The sequence below is a fragment of the Polynucleobacter campilacus genome (assembly GCF_002206625.1).
Taxonomy (GTDB): Bacteria; Pseudomonadota; Gammaproteobacteria; order Burkholderiales; family Burkholderiaceae; genus Polynucleobacter; species Polynucleobacter campilacus.
In genome coordinates this window covers 41,179-60,255 of sequence record NZ_NGUP01000003.1, presented here as the reverse complement: position 1 = coordinate 60,255, position 19,077 = coordinate 41,179, and the positions used below count along the sequence as shown (strand labels likewise).

Here is a 19,077-nt window from a genome sequence, read left to right as displayed (position 1 = left end):
GATGTCCGAAAAATCATTTAAAGATTTGCCTAGTGGTGATCAACATTTGCGTGAGGAGCGCATTGCTGGTGAAGATATCTACGGCGGCATTTTCTTGAAGATGAAACGCGATACGGTTTCATTACCTGATGGCCAACAAGCAGTACGAGAGTACTTAACTCACCCGGGAGCTGTTGCGATTGTGGCTTTGCTAGATGATGGTAGGGTCCTCTTGGAGCGCCAATATCGCTACCCCATTGCCAAGGCTTGTATTGAAATTCCTGCAGGCAAATTGGATCCCAATGAAAATCCACTGCTATGTGCGCAACGTGAGCTTGCTGAAGAGACAGGGTACACGGCAAAAAAATGGAGTTATATACGCCGCATCCATCCAGTGATTTCGTATTCAACAGAATTTATTGATATCTATTTAGCCGAAGGTCTTGTACCTGGTGCTAGTCATTTGGATGAAGAAGAATTTCTAGATGTCTTTGCAGCGCCCTTAGAGCAACTCATTGCTTGGGTGGAGGAAGGCGAAATTACGGATGTTAAAACCACTATCTCGGCCTACTGGCTAGACCGCTACCGCCGCGGTTTAGTGAGTCCAGAGCCAATTAAATAGGCATATAGCAAACCCGCTTAAAATAGGGCTATTGAATTTAGTACTTTTGCCCCCAAATAGGTTTTATGAAAGTTTATAACCTCGCTTGCCCCCTAGATCATCGCTTTGAGGGATGGTTTGCCTCTGAAGCAGATTGTCTTGCTCAGCAAGACAAGGGTATGCTCGCCTGTCCTGTATGCGATAACACCAATATTGCCCGTATGCCTTCGGCTCCTCATATTGCTAAGTCTTCATCGACTTCATCTTCAGAATTAGCAGTATCCAAAGCGGACGCTGGTCATTTGAGTGGTGATGTTGTGGCCTTGACTAGTCCAGACCATTCCCATTTAGAAGCTCAAGTCCAGGCAGCTTTTTTAAAGGGTATGCGTGAACTGATGGGCCGATCTGAGGATGTTGGTAATTCTTTTGCTAAAGAGGCTAGAAAGATTCACTACAATGAATCTCCTGAACGTAGCATCCGTGGCCAGACCACTTTAGATGAGGCAGAGTCTTTGAGGGAAGAGGGTATCGATGTATTGGCAATGCCAATGATGCCCGCATTCAAAAACACACTTCAGTAATACTTCGCAAGAATAAGGCTGAGAGTAAAAAAATAGCGATCCGTAGATCGCTATTTTTATTAATACCGCCTCTAACGCTTTACTTAGAGGTTGGCATCACAAACTCTGCACCCTTGGCAATACTTTCAGGCCAACGCTGCATCACACTCTTTTGCTTGGTGTAGAAGCGCACACCTTCTTTGCCGTACGCATTCATATCGCCAAAGATCGACTTCTTCCAGCCGCCAAAACCATGCCAAGCCATTGGTACTGGAATAGGTACGTTGATACCAACCATACCCACTTGTACGCGGCGAGCAAACTCACGGGCGATATTGCCATCGCTGGTGAAGCAAGCAACACCGTTGCCAAACTCGCAGGAGTTAACTAAATTGAGTGCATCCGTAAAGTTGGCTACTCGCATGCAAGATAGCACCGGGCCAAAGATTTCTTCAAGGTAAATCTTCATATCGGGTTTGACGTTATCAAAGAGTGTGCCACCGATGAAGAAGCCATTCTCATTGTCAGGAACTTTTAAGCCGCGGCCATCTACTAATAGCTTGGCACCAGAAGCAACGCCGTTTTCGATATAGCCTGTAATGCGCTCTAAGGCTGCCTTAGTGACGATAGGACCCATTTCGGCATCTAGCTCCATACCATTTTTAACCTTCAAGGTTTTGGTGCGTTCGATGAGTTTTGGCATAATTTTGTCAGCTGCATCACCAACCAAAACTGCTACTGAAATCGCCATACAGCGTTCACCAGCAGATCCATAGGCAGCACCAATCAGAGCATCAATCGCTTTATCCATATCTGCATCAGGCATGATGACCATATGATTTTTAGCACCACCTAAAGCTTGAGAGCGTTTACCAAAGTGAGCGCAACGCTCATAAATGTAATTGGCAATTGGCGTTGAGCCAACGAAACTCACGGCTTTCACATCTGGATTCTCAATCAGGGCATCTACAGCTTCTTTATCACCCTGGACCACGTTAAATACGCCATCAGGAAGACCTGCCTCTTTCAGTAGCTTAGCCATCAATAAAGCAGCAGATGGATCGGTTGGGCTAGGCTTGAGAATAAAAGTATTGCCACAGGCAATCGCCACAGGGAACATCCACATCGGAACCATGACAGGGAAGTTAAATGGCGTTATGCCAGCCACTACACCCAAAGGTTGACGCATGATCCAGTTATCAATATCGGTAGAAACCTGTTCGGTGTAATCACCTTTGAGTAATTCAGGGATGCCGGTAGCAAATTCTAAAATTTCAATGCCCCGAGTCACTTCACCTTGGGCATCAGTAAATACCTTGCCGTGTTCGGCAGTAATGATGGCTGCTAGGGCATCACGGTTGGCATTGAGCAGCTCCAGATACTTAAACAATATGCGCGCACGGCGTAATGGACTAGTTTGACCCCAGCTCTCAAAAGCGGTTTGCGCAACCGCTACGGCAGCATCGACTTCCTTGCGGTTCGCTAATGCCACGCGTCGGGCGACAGCGCCTTTAGCGGGGTTGTACACATCAGCAAAGCGACCGTCTTTGGGGTTCACCAGCTTGCCGCCAATATAGTGGCCAATATCGTCTTTTGAATCAAAGGCTTGGGGTGCGTTCATAGTCTCATTTATTAATAGGTTTTTGGGTAATCGAAGCCAGCTGAGCTAGGGCTGCAGGTCTTGGTTTCTGGTTTATTCTGCTTTTTGAGTATTCTATCGCTTTAGACTTACTTCCGTAATTTTTGGACTATTTTTCAGCTTTTTAAGGCATCCCATGAGTCTTTTGTTCTCCAGCTACACCCTCCATTCACCCCGCGGACCATTGGAATTAGCGAATCGCATTGTGGTTGCCCCAATGTGCCAATACTCTGCCAGTAATGGTGAGGCAACTGACTGGCATTTAATGCACTGGGGTAATTTACTCAATAGTGGCGCGGCCTTATTCATCATTGAGGCCACTGGTGTGACTGCAGAAGGGCGTATTACTCCTGCTTGCTTGGGTCTATGGGATGACCGCACAGAAGCTGCCCTGCAAGACAAATTAAGTCGTGCTCGTAAATTAGCACCGGCTACTCCGGTATTTATTCAATTAGCCCATGCTGGACGTAAAGCATCAAGTGCCACCCCCTGGGATGGTGGTCAACTTTTATCTGCAGACCAAGGCGGCTGGGAAATGCTCGCACCCTCAGCCATCTCTCAACTTGAAGGCGAACGGTTGCCACATGAGTTATCAAAAGCAGAACTCAAACAAATGATTGAAGATTTTGTGAATTCAGCAAAGCGGGCTGACCGTATTGGAGTGGATGGTATTGAATTGCATGGTGCTCACGGCTATCTACTGCATCAGTTTTTATCTCCGATTGCTAATCAGCGACAAGATGAGTACGGCGGTTCATTTGAAAACCGAATTCGCTTTCCATTGGAGTTGTTTACAGCAGTTCGGGCTGCTTATTCAGGTGTTCTGGGTATTCGGATATCTGCAAGTGATTGGATTGAGGGCGGTTGGACACCACAGGAGACAGCTGATTTTGCAAAACAATTAAAGCCTTTGGGTTGTAATTTTGTACATATCTCTTCCGGTGGAATTTCTCCGAAGCAAAAGATTGCTCTTGGACCGCGATACCAAGTGCCATTTGCTAAGATTGTCAAAGAACAATCCGGCCTACCAACGATGACAGTAGGTTTAATTACCGATCCACATGAAGCCGAAGCGATCTTGCAAGACGGTGATGCAGACTTGATTGCCTTAGCGAGAGCCTTCTTATACAAACCCCGCTGGGGATGGGAGGCCGCTGCTGCCCTAGGCGCTACAGTTACTGCCAACGAGCGCTATTGGCGTTGTTTGCCTAGAGAGGCTCAAGCTGTATTCGGAAGCGTTAAAGTAGGGCAGCGATAAAATGCAGAAATTAATAAATAAGCATTGAAGATGAGGAGACCATGATGACCAGAATGCACATAGCCCGTAAATTAGTAGCCACGCTTGCCCTTACTGCAGTTGCTCAGCTTGCCAGCGCACAAGCCTTTCCGGACCGGAGCATTACCTTAGTCGTGCCTAATCCTCCAGGAGGTTTGGTCGATACTTCTGCGCGTCTCCTGAGCGAGCCACTCACAAGAGTCATTGGTCAAACGGTGATTGTGGATAACAAACCTGGAGCTAGCGGAAATATTGCCTATCAATTTGTAGCAAACGCTAAGCCTGATGGATACACCTTATTGATTTCATATTCTGGTTATCACGTAGGCAATCCTGCTTTGATGGATAAGCTTGCTTGGGATCCTGTGAAAGATTTTTCACCAATTGCGCTGTTGACTATTTCTACTAATGTGATTGCAGTCCATCCTTCAGTACCGGTTAACAACTTAAAAGAATTTATTGCCTATGCAAAAGCCAATCCTGGTAAGTTAAATTACGCTTCACAAGGCAATGGTTCAGTCTCCCATATCGGTACTGAAATGTTCAAGCAATCTACCGGTATTGAAATGGTCCACGTGCCGTACAAGGGATCTGGCCCCGCCATTCAGGACGTTCTTGCTGGACAAGTGCAGGTCTTTATCAGTACTCCGCCATCACTGATGCAACATGTTCAAAGTGGCAAGCTCAAAGGTTTGGCAGTCACTGGCAAGAGCCGTCACCCAGGGATGCCTAACGTTCCAACTACTGCCGAGGCCGGATTGCCTTCCTTCCAGCTAGAGTCTTGGGTAGGTTTGTTTGCCCCTGCAGGAACGCCTGCTCCAGTCGTTGCCAAGTTAACAGACTCAGTTAAAAAGAGTTTGGCATTGCCTGAAGTGAAAGAGCGCGCTGATGCTGCTGGCGTAGAGTTGCGTTATCTAACGCCTGCTGCAACTGATGCCTTGGTTAAGAAAGAGCTCCCATATTGGAATAAGGCAATCAAGTCTGCCAACATCACTCTAGATTAAATATGCTTTAAGCCTGATCTCGCAAAACGGGATCAGGTAAGGCTAGCGCAAATGCTCTAGCAGCACTCAGTAAAAATTGATCTTTTCCTGGGCCTGCAATGAGTTGCACGCCGACTGGCAAGCCGTGGGGCCCGCTAGCAACATTCAAATTAATACACGGCAGACCTAGCATGCTCCAGTCTCTACAAAAGATAGGATCACCTGTGCCATCTTTGATTAATGGTGCTTCACCAGTAGCACTAGGAGCAATCAGAATATCAATCTCATTATTAAAAAGATCTGCGACAGAAGCCTTAGCTCGCTCAACCATCAATAAATCTTTGGCGTACTGCTCATAGCTAATGTGTGCGCCATCGTTTAATAACTTGCTAATCAGCGGATTGATTTTTTTAGGAAAATGCGTGCGCTCAAAAATGAGACTACGAGACATCTCGGAGAGCATGATATTGGTTTGGGCTTGAGTTAAACCATTGCAGGCTTTTGCTAGCTTTTGATCAACAACGGTTCCTTTGCAAATGGATTCAGCTGCATGCCTTGCAACCGCTAGTGCTGTAGCAGTTTCTTTTTGAGCGTACGACCAATTAGCGGTTTTACAAATTCCAATACGGGGCTTGTTGTGAAGATCCTTCACGTTAGCGAGCTGGTGATCGCCACTCATGGCTGCTATACCGAGCGCAACATCTTCTACGCTACGGCCAAAGCAACCTAATGTATCTAGTGAGATTGAAAGGCTTTTGACGCCAGCGATGCTGATTTTTCCAAGGCTTGGTTTGAAGCCAACCACGCCACAATAGGATGCAGGCCGAATGATCGAGCCAGCTGTTTGACTACCGGTTGCTAAGGGGACCATGAAGTCTGCAACTGCTGCTGCTGAGCCGCTAGATGATCCGCCAGGGGTGTGTTTGCTGTTATGCGGATTAGTGGTGACGCCGCCTTTGAAGGTGGCAAATTCTGTCGTGACTGTTTTTCCGAGAATGATGCCGCCTGCTTGACGCATCAGCGCAATTGAAACGGCATCTGCCCGTGGGTAGTTGTTTTGATAGATGGGAGATCCATATGCCGTAGGGAGATCATAGGTGTCAAATAAATCCTTAACGCCAATCGGTAGGCCATGTAATAGACCCTGAATAGCGCCTTTATCGAGTTGCTTTGCTCTAGCGAGGGCGTTCTCCTTACCAAGGCTAACCCAAGCCTTTACAGTGCTCTCTCTTTGACCGATGCGATCTAAGCAGGAGAGCAGTAAATCGCTTGCTTTAATCTCTCGTTTGGACAGGGCTTTTACAGCCTGGGAGGCGCTGAGGCTTTCTAGATCTTTCATAGACGCTATTTTACGTTCGGTGGCGTATGATCGCAATTTACCGTTTTTTTATCTCACCCCATTAGCGCAAAGTAAGCAGATCGATGAAGCAACATTCAGTCCGTGAAGCCTGGCTCCAAGACGCGGTTAGACATCTTGAGCCAGTATTTTCCAAGGCAGGCTATGCCATCCCTCCCGTTCGAGTCTCCTGTGGATTTCCGGCCTCTAGTAGTCCCAGAACCACTATGGGCCAATGCTGGCCAAGGGAGCGGTCTGGGGGAGGTGTTAATGAGATCTTTATCTCACCCAAAATTGATGATCCAGTGCAGTTGCTAGACACCTTAGTCCATGAGCTATGCCATGCCGTTGACGACTGTTTTAGCGGCCATGGAGAGGACTTTAAGGGGATTGCTCAAACAGTTGGCCTAGAAGGGCCTGCAAGGATGGCACATGCCACCGAAGAGCTGATGGTCAGACTCATGATGATCAGCCAAGAGCTGGGCCCATATCCCCATCAGGCCATTGTTTTTCCTCCGCCAAGACCTAGTAATTCCAGCCGCAGTAAGGCTAAATGCGGTCAATGTGGCTATGAGGTCACTTTGCTTAAAAAGTGGGCTAGTTACGGGGCGCCAATCTGCCCAAAGGATAATATCCGGATGGAGGAGGCTGCCCCAGAGACTATTGAAAATACGAGTGATTACGACAGCGATTCTGTTGCCAAGGGTGGCAAGTCTGCCCCAGATCAAATCCGTCGAGCTATCAGCTAGTATCTATATTGACCAGATTGCATTGAACATAACTATTCATTATTTAAGACGAGAACATGAACACTAAGAAAATCTTTAAGAACCCAAAAATCGCTGTGATTCCTGGTGATGGTATTGGTAAGGAAGTGATGCCAGAAGGTATCCGCGCTTTAGAAGCTGCTAACCGTAAATTTGGTATTGGGATGCAATTCGACCATTTTGATTTTGCAAGCTGTGATTACTATCTTAAGCACGGCAAGATGATGCCGGACGACTGGTTCGATACTCTCATGAAATACGACGCCATCTTTTTTGGTGCCGTTGGTATGCCCGATATTCTTCCTGATCACGTTTCTTTGTGGGGCAGCTTAATTCAGTTCCGTCGTGGCTTTGATCAATACGTGAACCTACGACCAGTCCGTTTATTGCCTGGCATCCCATGTCCTTTAGCGAATCGTAAGCCAGGCGATATTGACTTCTTTGTAGTGCGCGAGAACACTGAAGGTGAATACTCTAGTGTTGGCGGAAAAATGTTCCCCGATACTGACCGTGAGTTTGTGATTCAAGAATCTGTATTCACAAGACAGGGCGTTGATCGTATTTTGAAATATGCCTATGATCTGGCTCAGAGCCGCCCTAAGAAGCATTTAACTTCAGCAACTAAATCGAATGGTATTGCGATCACCATGCCGTATTGGGATGAGCGCGTAGAGGCAATGTCCAAGAAGTTTGCCGACGTGCGCACTGATAAATATCACATCGATATTCTGGCTGCCCACTTTGTTATGAATCCCGATCGATTCGATGTCGTTGTTGCTAGCAACCTGTTCGGAGATATCCTGTCTGACTTGGGTCCAGCCTGTACCGGCACGATCGCAGTAGCTCCTTCTGGAAGCATTAATCCTGAAGGCAAGTTCCCGTCATTATTTGAGCCGGTTCACGGTTCTGCGCCAGATATTTTTGGCAAGATGATTGCCAATCCGATTGGTCAAATCTGGAGTGGGGCGATGATGTTAGATCACCTTGGATATCCAGAGGCAGGCAAAGCCATATTTAATGCGATTGAAAAAGTTCTCTTAGCTGGTCCTGGGCATGCACCATTAACACCCGATGTAGGCGGCACTGCTAAGACTGACGACTTAGGTAAGGCGATTGCTGCTGCAATCTAAGGCGAATGTAATTCAGAGCGTTTGATGACTCCAGCTTATGCGCCCCTAATTCAGCAAATGATGCTGGAGTTTCAAAATCAGCGCCTTGAGGCGGCAGAGCGTATAGCGCTCTCTATTCTGCGCGTTAATTCGAAAGACTTATTGGCATTGCAAGTGCAAGGCCTTTGCCTGGCAATGCAAGGTCGCACAGAGGAATCTATAGAGCCATTTGCAAAAGCAGCCACACTGGATTCTAAGAACCCAGAACTGCTGACTAATTTAGCAAAGGCGCAGCACCAAACAGGGCGCTATGGCGACGCTGTTCAGACTTTTGAAAAGCTCAATCGTCTCACTCCAAATCAGCCTCAGGTACTGACTGATATGGGGACTTCATATGCAAAACTCCGTCAATACGATCGGTCTAAGGCTGTTTATGAAAAAGCGATTTCGCTTGATCCAAACTATTTTCTAGTTTGGTCAAATCGAGGTAATCTATATTCTGATCAAGGCTACCCTGTTGAGGCCATTGCGTGCTTTGAACGCGCACTTGAGCTCAACCCAGATTATGCCGAAGCATGGACAAACTACGGTAATGCACTTTTTGATTTAGGTCGCTTTGATCAGGCATGCGAAGCTCATGATCAGGCTCTTGCGCGTGATCCAAATTATGCTGAGGCCTTGTTTAATAAAGCAAATAGCCTAACTGAATTAAAGCATGGAGATTTGGCGCGAGTGAGCTACTCAAAAGCTTTTGAGTTGAGGCCGAAAATTCCTTTTCTGATTGGCCAATTGCTCAATTCGTTGGCAACAGTCTGTAATTGGGAGGGTAATGAAAAATTACTATCAGAGGCCTTGCAGGCAGTTGCAGAAAACAAGCCTGCAGTACCGCCGTTTGTTCTATTGCAAACCCCAGCTAGCCTTGCATTGCAAAAACAAGCAGCGCAAATATATATCCGCGAGCGCGTGCCTTACGTGAATGAGTCAATATTTCAATCCGTAAAGAAAGCCACAGATCAAAAAATTCGGATTGGATACTTTTCCAGTGATTTTAAGGAGCACCCAGTAGGCATCATTATGGAGAATCTGATTCGCCTTCATGATCGCTCGCGTTTTGAAATTTATGGATATTTTTTAAATAAAAAATCTGACGATGCACTTGAAGGTAGGCTGAGGCAATCATTTGATAGGGCATATGAATTGTTTGGACTGCATGATCAAGATGCTCAACAATTAGTGATTGAGCATGGGCTTGATATTGCCATTGATCTGAATGGACATACTGCTGGTGCAAGAACGGGGATATTTGCAAGAAAAGTGGCGCCGTTACAAATTAACTACCTAGGGTATGCAGGCACTTCAGGTGCCAATTTCTATGACTATTTGATAACTGATCAAGTTGCAGTGCCGCAAGTTGATGCGACTCACTATACGGAAAAACTGGCTTATATGCCGAACTCTTTTTTCCCGGCAGATACTTTAGTTCAGCTTGAGGATTTTGGTTCAATGCCTTCGCGTGATGGTCAAGGATTGCCTAAAGAAGGTTTTGTATTTGCTTGTTTTAATAATTCCTATAAGATCACATCGCAAATTTTTAGTCAGTGGATGCAATTATTAAAGCATGTGGATAACAGTGTGCTGTGGTTATCGATGCCGTCTGAGTTAGCGATACAAAATTTACGTGAGAATGCTAGAAAATTAGGTATTGATCCTGCCAGACTCATATTCGCTAGTCGCGTACCCTCAAGAAGGGATCACTTAAGCCGACTTCGCTTGGCAGATCTCTTTTTAGATACTCCTTATTTCAACGCACATACAACTGCTGCTGACGCATTATGGGCTGGCGTTCCTGTTTTAACGCAAATAGGAGAAACCTTTGCTGCTAGGGTGGCTGCTAGCCAGCTTTCTGCCTTGGGGATGCCGGAGTTGATTGTCAATACCCCAGAGGAATACTTTGCTAAAGCTTTAGAGCTCGCTACTCAACCACAACTATTAGCAGAACTACGCGCAAAGCAATCGTCAAACAGGCTAACAGCCCCTTTGTTCAACACCAAGCAATATGTAATGGATTTAGAAGGACTTTTCTGTGGAATGCTTCAGCAGAAATCTTAGTTACTAAGGCCTGAAGGGCTCCATACGGAGTCTTTTTTACTTGCTTTAGTAATTTCAGCAAGAATCTTTTCGTGTTGCGCAATGTCATCATCGCCTGCAGCCATCACCTTTAAATCAGTCGGCAATGGTTTAGCGTGTCCAGATGCATCTGCGCCAACGGTGTAGTCGATTAAATCAATTGAGAGATCCTCTTGACCTCTAGTCATCGCAACATAGACCTCGGCTAAGAGCTGGGCATCTAACAGGGCGCCGTGTAAGGTGCGGTGTTGGTTGCTAATAGAAAAACGTTCACACAGCGCATCTAAAGAGTTACGTTTGCCAGGGAACATCTGGCGAGCATCGAGCAAGGTATCCGTGATCTTAGCAGCTAGATTGCGAAATGGCGGACGCTTTAGGAGGGCGAATTCATTATCCAAAAAGCCTAAGTCGAAGGCGGCGTTATGAATAACGATTTCAGCGCCATCCACAAACTCAATGAGCTGCTCAACGATATTGCTAAAGACCGGTTTATCAGAGAGAAACTCACGAGATAGGCCATGGACAGCAAAAGCGCCAGCATCGATATCACGCTCTGGATTGACGTAGTAATGGAAGGTGCGATCAGTTAAGCGACGATCAAGCATCTCAACGCAACCAATTTCAATAATGCGGTCACCAGTAGCTGGATTTAATCCAGTAGTTTCAGTATCGAGAATGACTTGACGCATTAGGTTCCTTCTAGCACTGACGGCGGAATTTCCATGGGGCCATTACCCGCATATTTATCTAAATAGAGATAAATCACGGGAGTAATAATCAAGGTGACAAATTGAGAGAAGATCAGACCACCGGCCACACTAATACCTAGTGGTTGACGTAACTCTGCACCAGCCCCTATGCCAAGCGCGATGGGTAATGCGCCCATCAAAGCAGCAATCGTAGTCATCATAATGGGGCGAAAGCGCAAAATACAGGCTTCACGAATCGCTTTTTCGGGAGTCATACCTTGATTACGCTGCGCATCTAATGCAAAGTCGATCATCAAAATCGCATTTTTCTTCACAATACCAATCAGCAGCAAGATGCCAATCGAAGCAACAACAGTTAGCTCAAATCCGAAGATGCGTAGAGATAAAATTGCACCAATCGCTGCAGAGGGTAGGCCCGCCAAAATTGTGAGGGGGTGGATATAGCTCTCATACAGAACGCCAAGCAAGATATAAATAACGCCTAGTGCAGCTAATAATAAAATAACCTGACCCGATTGGTTATCTTTAAATACGGCCGCATCACCACCATAGCTTGTAATGATAGAAGGTGGCAAATCAACCGCCTTAACAAAGCCATCTATTGCCTTAGTCGCATCCCCCAAGAAAACATCTGGAGCGAGGTTAAAAGAAATCGTAACCGCTGGAATCTGACCTTGGTGATTTACTGCCGTGGGTCCTACGGTTCTGACAAAGCTCGCTAGACTGGATAGCGGAATCAATTTATCTGTCGCTCTACCTCGAACGAAGACCTTATTCAAGTCTGTTTCAAATTGACGATCATTCTCTGCTGTTTCTAAAATCACATAATAGGTGTTGACTGGGGTATAGATGGTAGATACCTGCCTCTCACCAAAGGAGGAGTAGAGGGCTGTGCGAATATCAGCGATGGAGACTCCAGCACTGGCTGCTTTTTCCCGATCGATTTCAAGCTTGACGTTCAAACCTTTTAATTGCGAGTCACTAGTGACATCCTTAAAAATTGGATCAGCGCGCATTTTTTGGAGCAATTTCTCAGCCCATTCATTGACGCCTTCAAAGCCAACGCTTTGCAGAGTAAATTGATAGCGACTTTTACTGCTCCGACCGCCTAGCTGTAAATTTTGTACCGGACTCATGTAGACCTGAATGCCAGGGATTTCTTTGAACTTGGATCTCAGGCCCTCCATGACCTTGCTCATTTTTTGGCGCTCATCCTTGGGCTTGAGAATGATGAAGAATCTTCCGGTATTACGACCGGAAGATTGGCCACCACCCAGAATAGAGATTGAGGTTGCCACGTTAGGGTCGCTATCGACTACTTTCGCGGCCTGATCTTGTAAAGCCATCATCGCGCTAAAGGAAGTATCTTCAGAGGCCTCTACAGTCACGCGTAACTGTCCAATATCTTCTTCCGGAAAGAATCCTTTTGGGCTGTAAACAAAGAGAGCAATAGTAATCACAAAGCTGGCTAATGCGCCAAATAACACTCTTTTTCTATTTGCTAAGGCTAAATCTAAAAAGTGGACATACTTTTTTAAAGTCCACTCATATCCGCGATCAAACTGCTTTGTAATTGCATATTCTTTTGGATGTTGACCAGGCTTGGGCAAAAAGCGGCTACATAACATTGGCACTACTGTTAATGAGACAACCGCTGAGACCAATATAGAGAGCGTTACCACAACGGCAAATTCTCTAAAGAGAAGGCCAATTGGACCTGACATGAAAAATAGTGGAATAAATACTGCCACCAAAGATATGGAGATTGAGATGATCGTAAATCCAACCTCTTTACTACCTTTTAAAGCAGCTTTTAAGGGGTCCATGCCTTCTTCAACATAGCGCATGATGTTTTCTAATACTACGATTGCATCATCTACCACCAAGCCAACGGCGAGAGTAATGCCCAGCAAGGAAATATTATTAAGGCTATAGCCTAAAAAGTAGAAAACAAAAAATGCACCGATCAGAGAAATCGGCAAACTAATAGAAGGAATGATTGTTGCAGATACGTGCTTTAGGAATAGGAAGATCACCAAGACAACAAGTGCGATGGTGAGAAGTAACGTCAGATTGACATCGTGAATTGACTCAATAATTGAAAGCGAACGGTCATTAATCAGTGTTAACTGAATGGATTCCGGCATTTGTGCTTTCAGAGAAGGCAATAGTTTTTTAATGGAGTCAACAACTTCTACAGTGTTGGCATTGGGTTGGCGCAGTACGGCAATCGCTATTGAGCGCTCACCTTTTGCTGAAGCATAGGTCTTGACGTCCTCAAAGCTCTCTTGTACATCAGCAACATCTTTGAGATAAATTGGGTATCCATTGCGCTGCGCAACAATCAGGTTGCCAAATTCCTCAGCTGTTACAAGTTGTGGATTGGCATAGATGGTAATCAGTTGGCGGGGGCCATCAAGGGTTCCAACGGGACTATTAGTATTGGCTTTGTTGATGGCAGCCGCCACCTCATCCATGGTGATATTGCGATTACCTAAGGCATCTGGTCTCACACTCACTCTGACTGCGTAACGCTTTGCTCCGTAGACTGCTACTTGTGAAACCCCAGAAATTGTAGATAAGTTTGGAGACATCAGGTTCTCTGCATAAGCATTCATTTCAGAGAGGCTGATTGATGGGGAGCTCATGCGCACAATTAATACAGGGGTATCGGCAGGATTAATCTTTCGATACGAAGGAGGCACCGTCATTTCAATTGGTAAACGGCGTTGCGCTCGTAAGAGGGCTGCCTGAACATCTACAGCCGCTTTATCGATATCCCGATCGCTTGTAAATTCTAGGGTAACGCTCGTGGTACCAAGTGAATTGGTAGAGCTAATCACTTTGATGCCATCAATCGTTGAAAATTCTTTTTCAAGCGGTAGCGCAACAGCCGAAGCCATAATTTCAGGTGATGCACCAGGTAAGCTGGCCGATACAGAAATCACTGGCGTATTGAAGCTGGGTAGGGCAGCTACTGGAATCTTAGTGTAAGCAACACTCCCAGCAATGACTGTGGCAATAGACAGCAAGACCGTCATTACGGGGCGTCTAATGCATAGCTCAGAAAGCGTCATTTTGGTTCAGCGGTAGTGGTTTTATCAGCAGGGGGCTTCTCTGATTTGGCGGCTTTTGCTTCGCGTACTTTGCTGCCGGTGCGTAAATTCTGCTTACCTTCAACCACAATGCGATCGCCTGCGTTAATTCCAGTAATAACTGAGGTGCCGAGGTATTCGTAGGTTGTCTTCACCGGTTTTGCCGTGACCTTATCATCCTTGTCAACAACATATACCAAGCGCCCAGCTGGACCAATGACAATTGCCTGAGTAGGAACAGCAATCACATCTTTTAAGGTGTTAGCGTTGAGTGATACGCGTGCAAATTGCCCAGGAAGCACTTCCAACTTATCGTTCGGAATTTGTGCTTTAACACGAACTGCGGCAATCAGAGGGTCTACTTGATTGTCGATTACCAGAACTTGACCCTCGTAAGTATTTTTTCCGGTATTACCAATAGTCACTTTTACTGTTAAAGGTACGTCACTCTTCCTATTTTCTAGGATGATAGGAATATCTTTTTCTGGAATCACAAACTGAACATTCATTGGGTTCAGTTGTGTAATTGTGACCATCGAACCTACACTAGAGGTGGCAGTAGAGTTTGTTGCGGTAGAGACGATATTGCTTGCTTGCACTAGAGAGCCAGGGAAGACATTCACGATTCCTGCTCTACCGTTAATCGGTGAGCGAATGGAGTCAAAGGAGAGTTGTACCTCGGCAGAGCGGGCGGCAGCCTGTGCCGACTTGGCATTAGCAAGCGATGTCTCTAAACCGGCCTTTGATATAAAGTTCTTCTCTACCAATTCTTTGGCGCGTAAATATTGTTTTTGAGCATCGTCAGCCAAAGCTTTGAGCTTTTCATAATTGGCTTTGTCATTACGGTCATCGAGCGTGAATAGAAGTTGCCCCTCTTTAACTTCTTGACCGTCCTTAACGTGAATTTTACTAACGGTGTTTGTCACCATTGGACGGATATCTACAATACTATTAGAGACGGTCGTACCAGTAGCTTCAATCACGAGAGGGATATCTTTTTTCTCTACTACTACACTGGTAATGACTTGAGGGCCCCCACCTTTTTTGCTTGCAGGGAAGTAATAATCGTAAGCCTTAGATCCAGCGTAAAAAACAATTAAGATCAACAAAATGCGCCACTTAAAGCGAATGACAAAAGCTTTTGTTGTCGGGTAATCTATTTTCTGAAGTTGCCCAAGGTAGGGCGATAATCTTTGCCACAGGGCGCACAGACGCGTCTTACCTATGTCTTTAAATTGCACTAATTTGGCAAATAGTCGATCGAGAGAAGATTCTATTTTTGACACAGTCTCGTTTTCTTGGTTTTATAAGTCTTTAATGCTGTTTTAGGGGCTTTTAAGGCACGTCCATTCTCTCATAAGACTGCCTCAATCGTGCTTGCGGAGGGGATTATTGGCTCTAGGGCAAAAACTCCTCAACCCCCTTATTTGCTAGCTGGTCAGCCAGTTCATTGCCAGGGTGTCCGTTGTGGCCCCTGACCCAATGCCATGAGATGGCATGATCGGGGAGAAGGGCGTCTAATTCTTGCCATAGATCGGCATTTTTAACCGGCTCCTTGCTGGCAGTCTTCCAGCCTCGTTTTTTCCAGCCCTCAAGCCATTCTGTCACCCCTTTTTGGACGTATTGAGAATCGGTCCAGAGCTCAACTGTGCTTCTTTGTTTAAGTGAGCGCAAGGCAAAAATAACAGCACTAATTTCCATACGATTGTTAGTAGTGTGTTTTTCCCCGCCATGAATCTGTTTTTCATGACCGCCTGAGCGCAATACAGCGCCCCAACCACCCGGACCAGGATTGCCTTTGCAAGCGCCATCGGTATAGATCACGATGTGAGGTATGTGTGGTGCAGATTTAGTATGGGACATTGCTCTAATTTACTGTTTCTTGAATTTCTTGATTTGATTACGTTCTGCCGCAGGAGTGAGTTGCGGTATTGCAGGAATGCGCACTGGTGCTACGCGCCCGATGAGCCTGATGCCTTGATGACGTTTAATTGCCGAAACCAAGAATACTGCGCCAAAGATAGGCCACCAACGATTACCCATCGGCTCTAAGAAATCCATGCGACCCATGGAGGACTTGCCTTGCAAGGGTAATTTATAGCAGCCAAAATGGCCACGATCTAAGGAAAAGTTAAGTAACTGTAGCCAATCTTTGATGCGAATGAGACTAATGAATTGACCATCGCGCGGCAGGTAGGGATTACCAATTAATCGGCTGAGATATTGACGGGCACCCCAAAGACTAGCTGGATTAAATCCGGAAATAATCAAGCGTCCTTCAGGACGCAAAACACGATCGACTTCACGCAAAATTTGGTGAGGATCCGTCGCAAATTCAAGCACGTGGGGAAGCACTACTAAATCGAGGCTTTCATTGGCAAATGGCAACTCGGAAGCATTTCCTTCGATCAGGTGCCAATTAAAACGGGCAGCATATTCACGACTGTCATTGGAGTGCATAAAGAGGGCTTGCAAGGGCATGCGGTTCTCAAGCAGGGTATTGATTTGCGGCAAACCAATTTGAACCGCATGAAACCCAAAGACATCCGCGACAATTTGGTCAAAGCATTTTTGCTCCCAGGCCAGCACATAGCGTCCCGGTGGAGATTGCAGCCATTTCTCCCAGGTACTCCATGGGGGTGCAGGCATCTGAGAGGGGATGGGTGGGGTTGGTATCATCGGTCTATGGATAAGAATACTTTATTGCAAGTTTGGCCTATCCCGGCCTTTGATGACAATTACATCTGGTGTATCCATGATGGGAAGTCAGCTTTAGTGGTCGATCCGGGGGATTCTGCCCCGGTTGAGGATTATCTTTTGCAAAACGACCTTGCCCTTAAGGGAATCTTAATTACCCACCATCATGCTGACCATACCGGCGGGATCCTCAATTTGCTCCGCAGTTTTGGCTCTGCCACTCCAGTCTATGGGCCAGCCGGAAGCAATATTCCGGGTCGCACAGTCATCGCCAAAGAGGGTGACACGATAGAGATAGCCACTCCAGGTATTAGCTTCAAAGTGTTTGAAGTTCCTGGACATACTTTGAGTCATATCGCGTATTTCGCCAATATGCAGCCTAATATTGCTCAGCCGATATTGCTTTGTGGCGATACCTTATTTGCATCAGGATGCGGGCGCTTGTTTGAAGGGACGCCAACCCAGATGACTAGCTCATTAGCCAAGTTTGCTTCCTTACCAAAAAATACTTTGGTGTATTGCACCCATGAATACACTTTATCCAATATTCGTTTTGCATTGGCTGTTGAACCTCATAATTCAGAACTAGTGGCCTGGTCAGAAAAAGCGCAAGCATTAAGAGCGCAAAATCAACCAACATTGCCAACAACCATAGGCCAAGAACTGCAGGTCAACCCTTTTATGCGCTGTGATCAAGCTGATGTGATTTCGAAAGCCCAAGAAGTTTCTGGCCAAAAAGACTTGCCCACCCCTGCGCATGTTTTAGGAGTGGTGAGGGCCTGGAAAGACCACTTCTAATGCGCCTGCATATTACGGTAATATTTCTTGCCGTTTTTCTGTCGGGATGCGCAAGCACCGGTGATTGGTCATCCGATACGCCCACTAAAGCTAACCCCAAGTCTTCCAAGGCAACGCGGGTTGACCTCAAAAGCCAATCCGTCAGTAAAGTCTATGCGCCTTCCGATAATTTATGGATTCGAATTCGGGATGGCTTTCAGATGGAGCCCATGAATAGCCCCATCGAAATTGAGCAGGTTAGGTGGCTCAGTGCAAGACCCGATTATGTCAATCGCTCGATGACACGTTCTTCGCGATATCTGTTTTACATTGTGCAAGAAGTCAATGCCCGTAATATGCCCACTGAAATTGCATTATTACCATTCGTTGAAAGCGCATTTGTAACTCATGCTAAGTCAAGCGCAAAAGCGATGGGCTTATGGCAGTTCATGCCAGCAACAGGAAAAGATTTTCGCTTGACGCAAAACGTCTTTAGGGATGAGCGTCGTGATGTATTGCAATCTACCGATGCAGCATTGGATTACCTGCAGCGCTTGTATAACCAGTTCGGTAGTTGGGAGCTTGCTCTTGCAGCTTACAACTGGGGTGCTGGTAACATTTCTAAGGCACAAAAACGTAATTTGGCAGCCGGTCTACCTACGGATTACCTGAGTCTGAAGATGCCCAAAGAAACACGTCAGTATGTGCCCAAACTCATGGCCTATCGCCAAATTGTTTTAGATCCACAGGCCTATGGAATTGTTTTGCCTGAATTAGAAAACCACCCTTATTTTGTAGCATTGGATGTTGATAGCGATATCGATGTTGCTGTTGTCATCAAGCTTGCTGAAATCCCAGAAGAAGAGTTTCGCAATCTCAATCCCTCGTTTAATAAGCCGGTGATATTGAGCAATGCGAATCAGCAGATTTTGTTGCCCTTTGCCCATGCTGAAATCTTTCAGGCAAATCTGAAGGCGTATAACAAACCACTATCGACTTGGACAGCAGTGAAAATTCCTAAAACGGAAAGTGTTGACCAGGTAGGCAAAACTTTGGGGGTAGATGTTGATACCCTGAGATCTGTGAACGGGATTCCAAAGGGAATGCGAATCAAAGCTGGGTCTACTGTACTAATACCAAAAACCAGCAGTCAAGCTGGCGATGTTTCTTCAGCAATGGCCGAAAATGCCAGTTTGAACCTAGAAAAGCCAGCTCCACCAGCACCAAAGTGCAGAAAATCAGCCAAGAGTGGCCAAAATACCAAATGTGGCCCCACCAAGACTGCTGCCAAGGGTAATTCTTCAGCCAAAAATGTGGCATCTCAGCATAAATCCGCATCGACAGGAATTGCAAAATCTGCGAAAAATACAGTCTCAGCTTCTTCCAGTAGCAAAGGCGGCGCTAACAGTCAGTAATTTCAC

Annotated in this window: 16 protein-coding genes; 9 read left to right on the top strand and 7 right to left on the bottom strand. The window is 46.0% G+C overall.

All coding sequences use genetic code 11. The features are described from left to right. Position 1 precedes the first annotated feature (1 nt). Both CBI31_RS03720 and CBI31_RS03715 read left to right on the top strand, forming a co-directional pair. On the top strand, positions 2-601 hold the full coding sequence (locus CBI31_RS03720) for an NUDIX domain-containing protein (protein ID WP_088525091.1): 600 nt from the start codon (positions 2-4) through the stop codon (positions 599-601). Positions 602-666: 65 nt separating this feature from the next. Further along, a complete protein-coding gene (locus CBI31_RS03715) occupies positions 667-1,161 on the top strand; it encodes a DUF1178 family protein (RefSeq protein WP_088525090.1) in 495 nt (164 codons plus the stop codon). Between the two features lie 79 nt (positions 1,162-1,240). Here CBI31_RS03715 and CBI31_RS03710 read toward each other — a convergent pair whose 3' ends face one another. Further along, on the bottom strand, positions 1,241-2,761 hold the full coding sequence (locus tag CBI31_RS03710; protein ID WP_088525089.1) for a CoA-acylating methylmalonate-semialdehyde dehydrogenase: 1,521 nt from the start codon (positions 2,759-2,761) through the stop codon (positions 1,241-1,243). Positions 2,762-2,915: 154 nt separating this feature from the next. Here CBI31_RS03710 and CBI31_RS03705 point away from each other — a divergent pair, with 154 nt between their 5' ends. Together CBI31_RS03705 and CBI31_RS03700 are read left to right on the top strand one after the other, a co-directional pair. Further along, the gene (locus tag CBI31_RS03705; protein WP_088525088.1) at positions 2,916-4,037 is read left to right on the top strand and encodes an NADH:flavin oxidoreductase/NADH oxidase; all 1,122 of its coding nucleotides are present in this window, start codon (positions 2,916-2,918) and stop codon (positions 4,035-4,037) included. Positions 4,038-4,081: 44 nt separating this feature from the next. Next, positions 4,082-5,059: a Bug family tripartite tricarboxylate transporter substrate binding protein gene (locus tag CBI31_RS03700; protein WP_088525087.1), complete on the top strand. Its 978-nt coding sequence runs from the start codon at positions 4,082-4,084 to the stop codon at positions 5,057-5,059. Between the two features lie 7 nt (positions 5,060-5,066). Here the strand turns inward: CBI31_RS03700 and CBI31_RS03695 are convergent, their stop codons facing one another. Then, positions 5,067-6,377 (bottom strand): amidase, encoded by a 1,311-nt coding sequence (locus CBI31_RS03695; protein ID WP_088525086.1) that lies wholly within the window; start codon positions 6,375-6,377, stop codon positions 5,067-5,069. An 83-nt stretch (positions 6,378-6,460) separates the two neighbouring features. Here CBI31_RS03695 and CBI31_RS03690 point away from each other — a divergent pair, with 83 nt between their 5' ends. The 3 genes from CBI31_RS03690 to CBI31_RS03680 are packed head-to-tail and all read left to right on the top strand — an operon-like array spanning position 6,461 to position 10,359. Beyond that, entirely contained in the window at positions 6,461-7,123 is a 663-nt protein-coding gene (locus CBI31_RS03690; RefSeq protein ID WP_088525085.1) for a SprT family zinc-dependent metalloprotease, read from the top strand. A gap of 56 nt (positions 7,124-7,179) precedes the next feature. After that, on the top strand, positions 7,180-8,271 hold the full coding sequence (locus CBI31_RS03685) for a tartrate dehydrogenase (RefSeq protein ID WP_088525084.1): 1,092 nt from the start codon (positions 7,180-7,182) through the stop codon (positions 8,269-8,271). A 24-nt stretch (positions 8,272-8,295) separates the two neighbouring features. Beyond that, positions 8,296-10,359, top strand: coding sequence for an O-linked N-acetylglucosamine transferase, SPINDLY family protein (locus CBI31_RS03680; protein WP_088525083.1), 2,064 nt, complete (start codon positions 8,296-8,298; stop codon positions 10,357-10,359). On the opposite strand, the gene dnaQ is transcribed toward CBI31_RS03680, so the two are convergent. The 5 genes from dnaQ to CBI31_RS03655 form a co-directional block, all read right to left on the bottom strand. After that, positions 10,356-11,066: a DNA polymerase III subunit epsilon gene (dnaQ, locus tag CBI31_RS03675; protein WP_088525082.1), complete on the bottom strand. Its 711-nt coding sequence runs from the start codon at positions 11,064-11,066 to the stop codon at positions 10,356-10,358. The genes CBI31_RS03680 and dnaQ overlap by 4 nt on opposite strands. Further along, positions 11,066-14,164: an efflux RND transporter permease subunit gene (locus CBI31_RS03670; RefSeq protein ID WP_088525081.1), complete on the bottom strand. Its 3,099-nt coding sequence runs from the start codon at positions 14,162-14,164 to the stop codon at positions 11,066-11,068. Before CBI31_RS03670 ends, dnaQ begins: the two co-directional genes overlap by 1 nt. Beyond that, positions 14,161-15,468, bottom strand: coding sequence for an efflux RND transporter periplasmic adaptor subunit (locus CBI31_RS03665; protein WP_088525080.1), 1,308 nt, complete (start codon positions 15,466-15,468; stop codon positions 14,161-14,163). Before CBI31_RS03665 ends, CBI31_RS03670 begins: the two co-directional genes overlap by 4 nt. A 112-nt stretch (positions 15,469-15,580) precedes the next feature. Then, the gene (rnhA, locus tag CBI31_RS03660) at positions 15,581-16,045 is read right to left on the bottom strand and encodes a ribonuclease HI (protein WP_420812060.1); all 465 of its coding nucleotides are present in this window, start codon (positions 16,043-16,045) and stop codon (positions 15,581-15,583) included. 9 nt (positions 16,046-16,054) lie between these two features. Continuing rightward, positions 16,055-16,861 (bottom strand): class I SAM-dependent methyltransferase, encoded by an 807-nt coding sequence (locus CBI31_RS03655; RefSeq protein ID WP_088525079.1) that lies wholly within the window; start codon positions 16,859-16,861, stop codon positions 16,055-16,057. Positions 16,862-16,867: 6 nt separating this feature from the next. On the opposite strand from CBI31_RS03655, the gene gloB reads away from it, so the two are divergent. Together gloB and CBI31_RS03645 are read left to right on the top strand one after the other, a co-directional pair. Continuing rightward, positions 16,868-17,677, top strand: coding sequence for a hydroxyacylglutathione hydrolase (gloB, locus tag CBI31_RS03650; protein WP_088525078.1), 810 nt, complete (start codon positions 16,868-16,870; stop codon positions 17,675-17,677). Then, the gene (locus CBI31_RS03645; RefSeq protein WP_088525077.1) at positions 17,677-19,071 is read left to right on the top strand and encodes a transglycosylase SLT domain-containing protein; all 1,395 of its coding nucleotides are present in this window, start codon (positions 17,677-17,679) and stop codon (positions 19,069-19,071) included. Before gloB ends, CBI31_RS03645 begins: the two co-directional genes overlap by 1 nt. Positions 19,072-19,077: the final 6 nt, after the last annotated feature.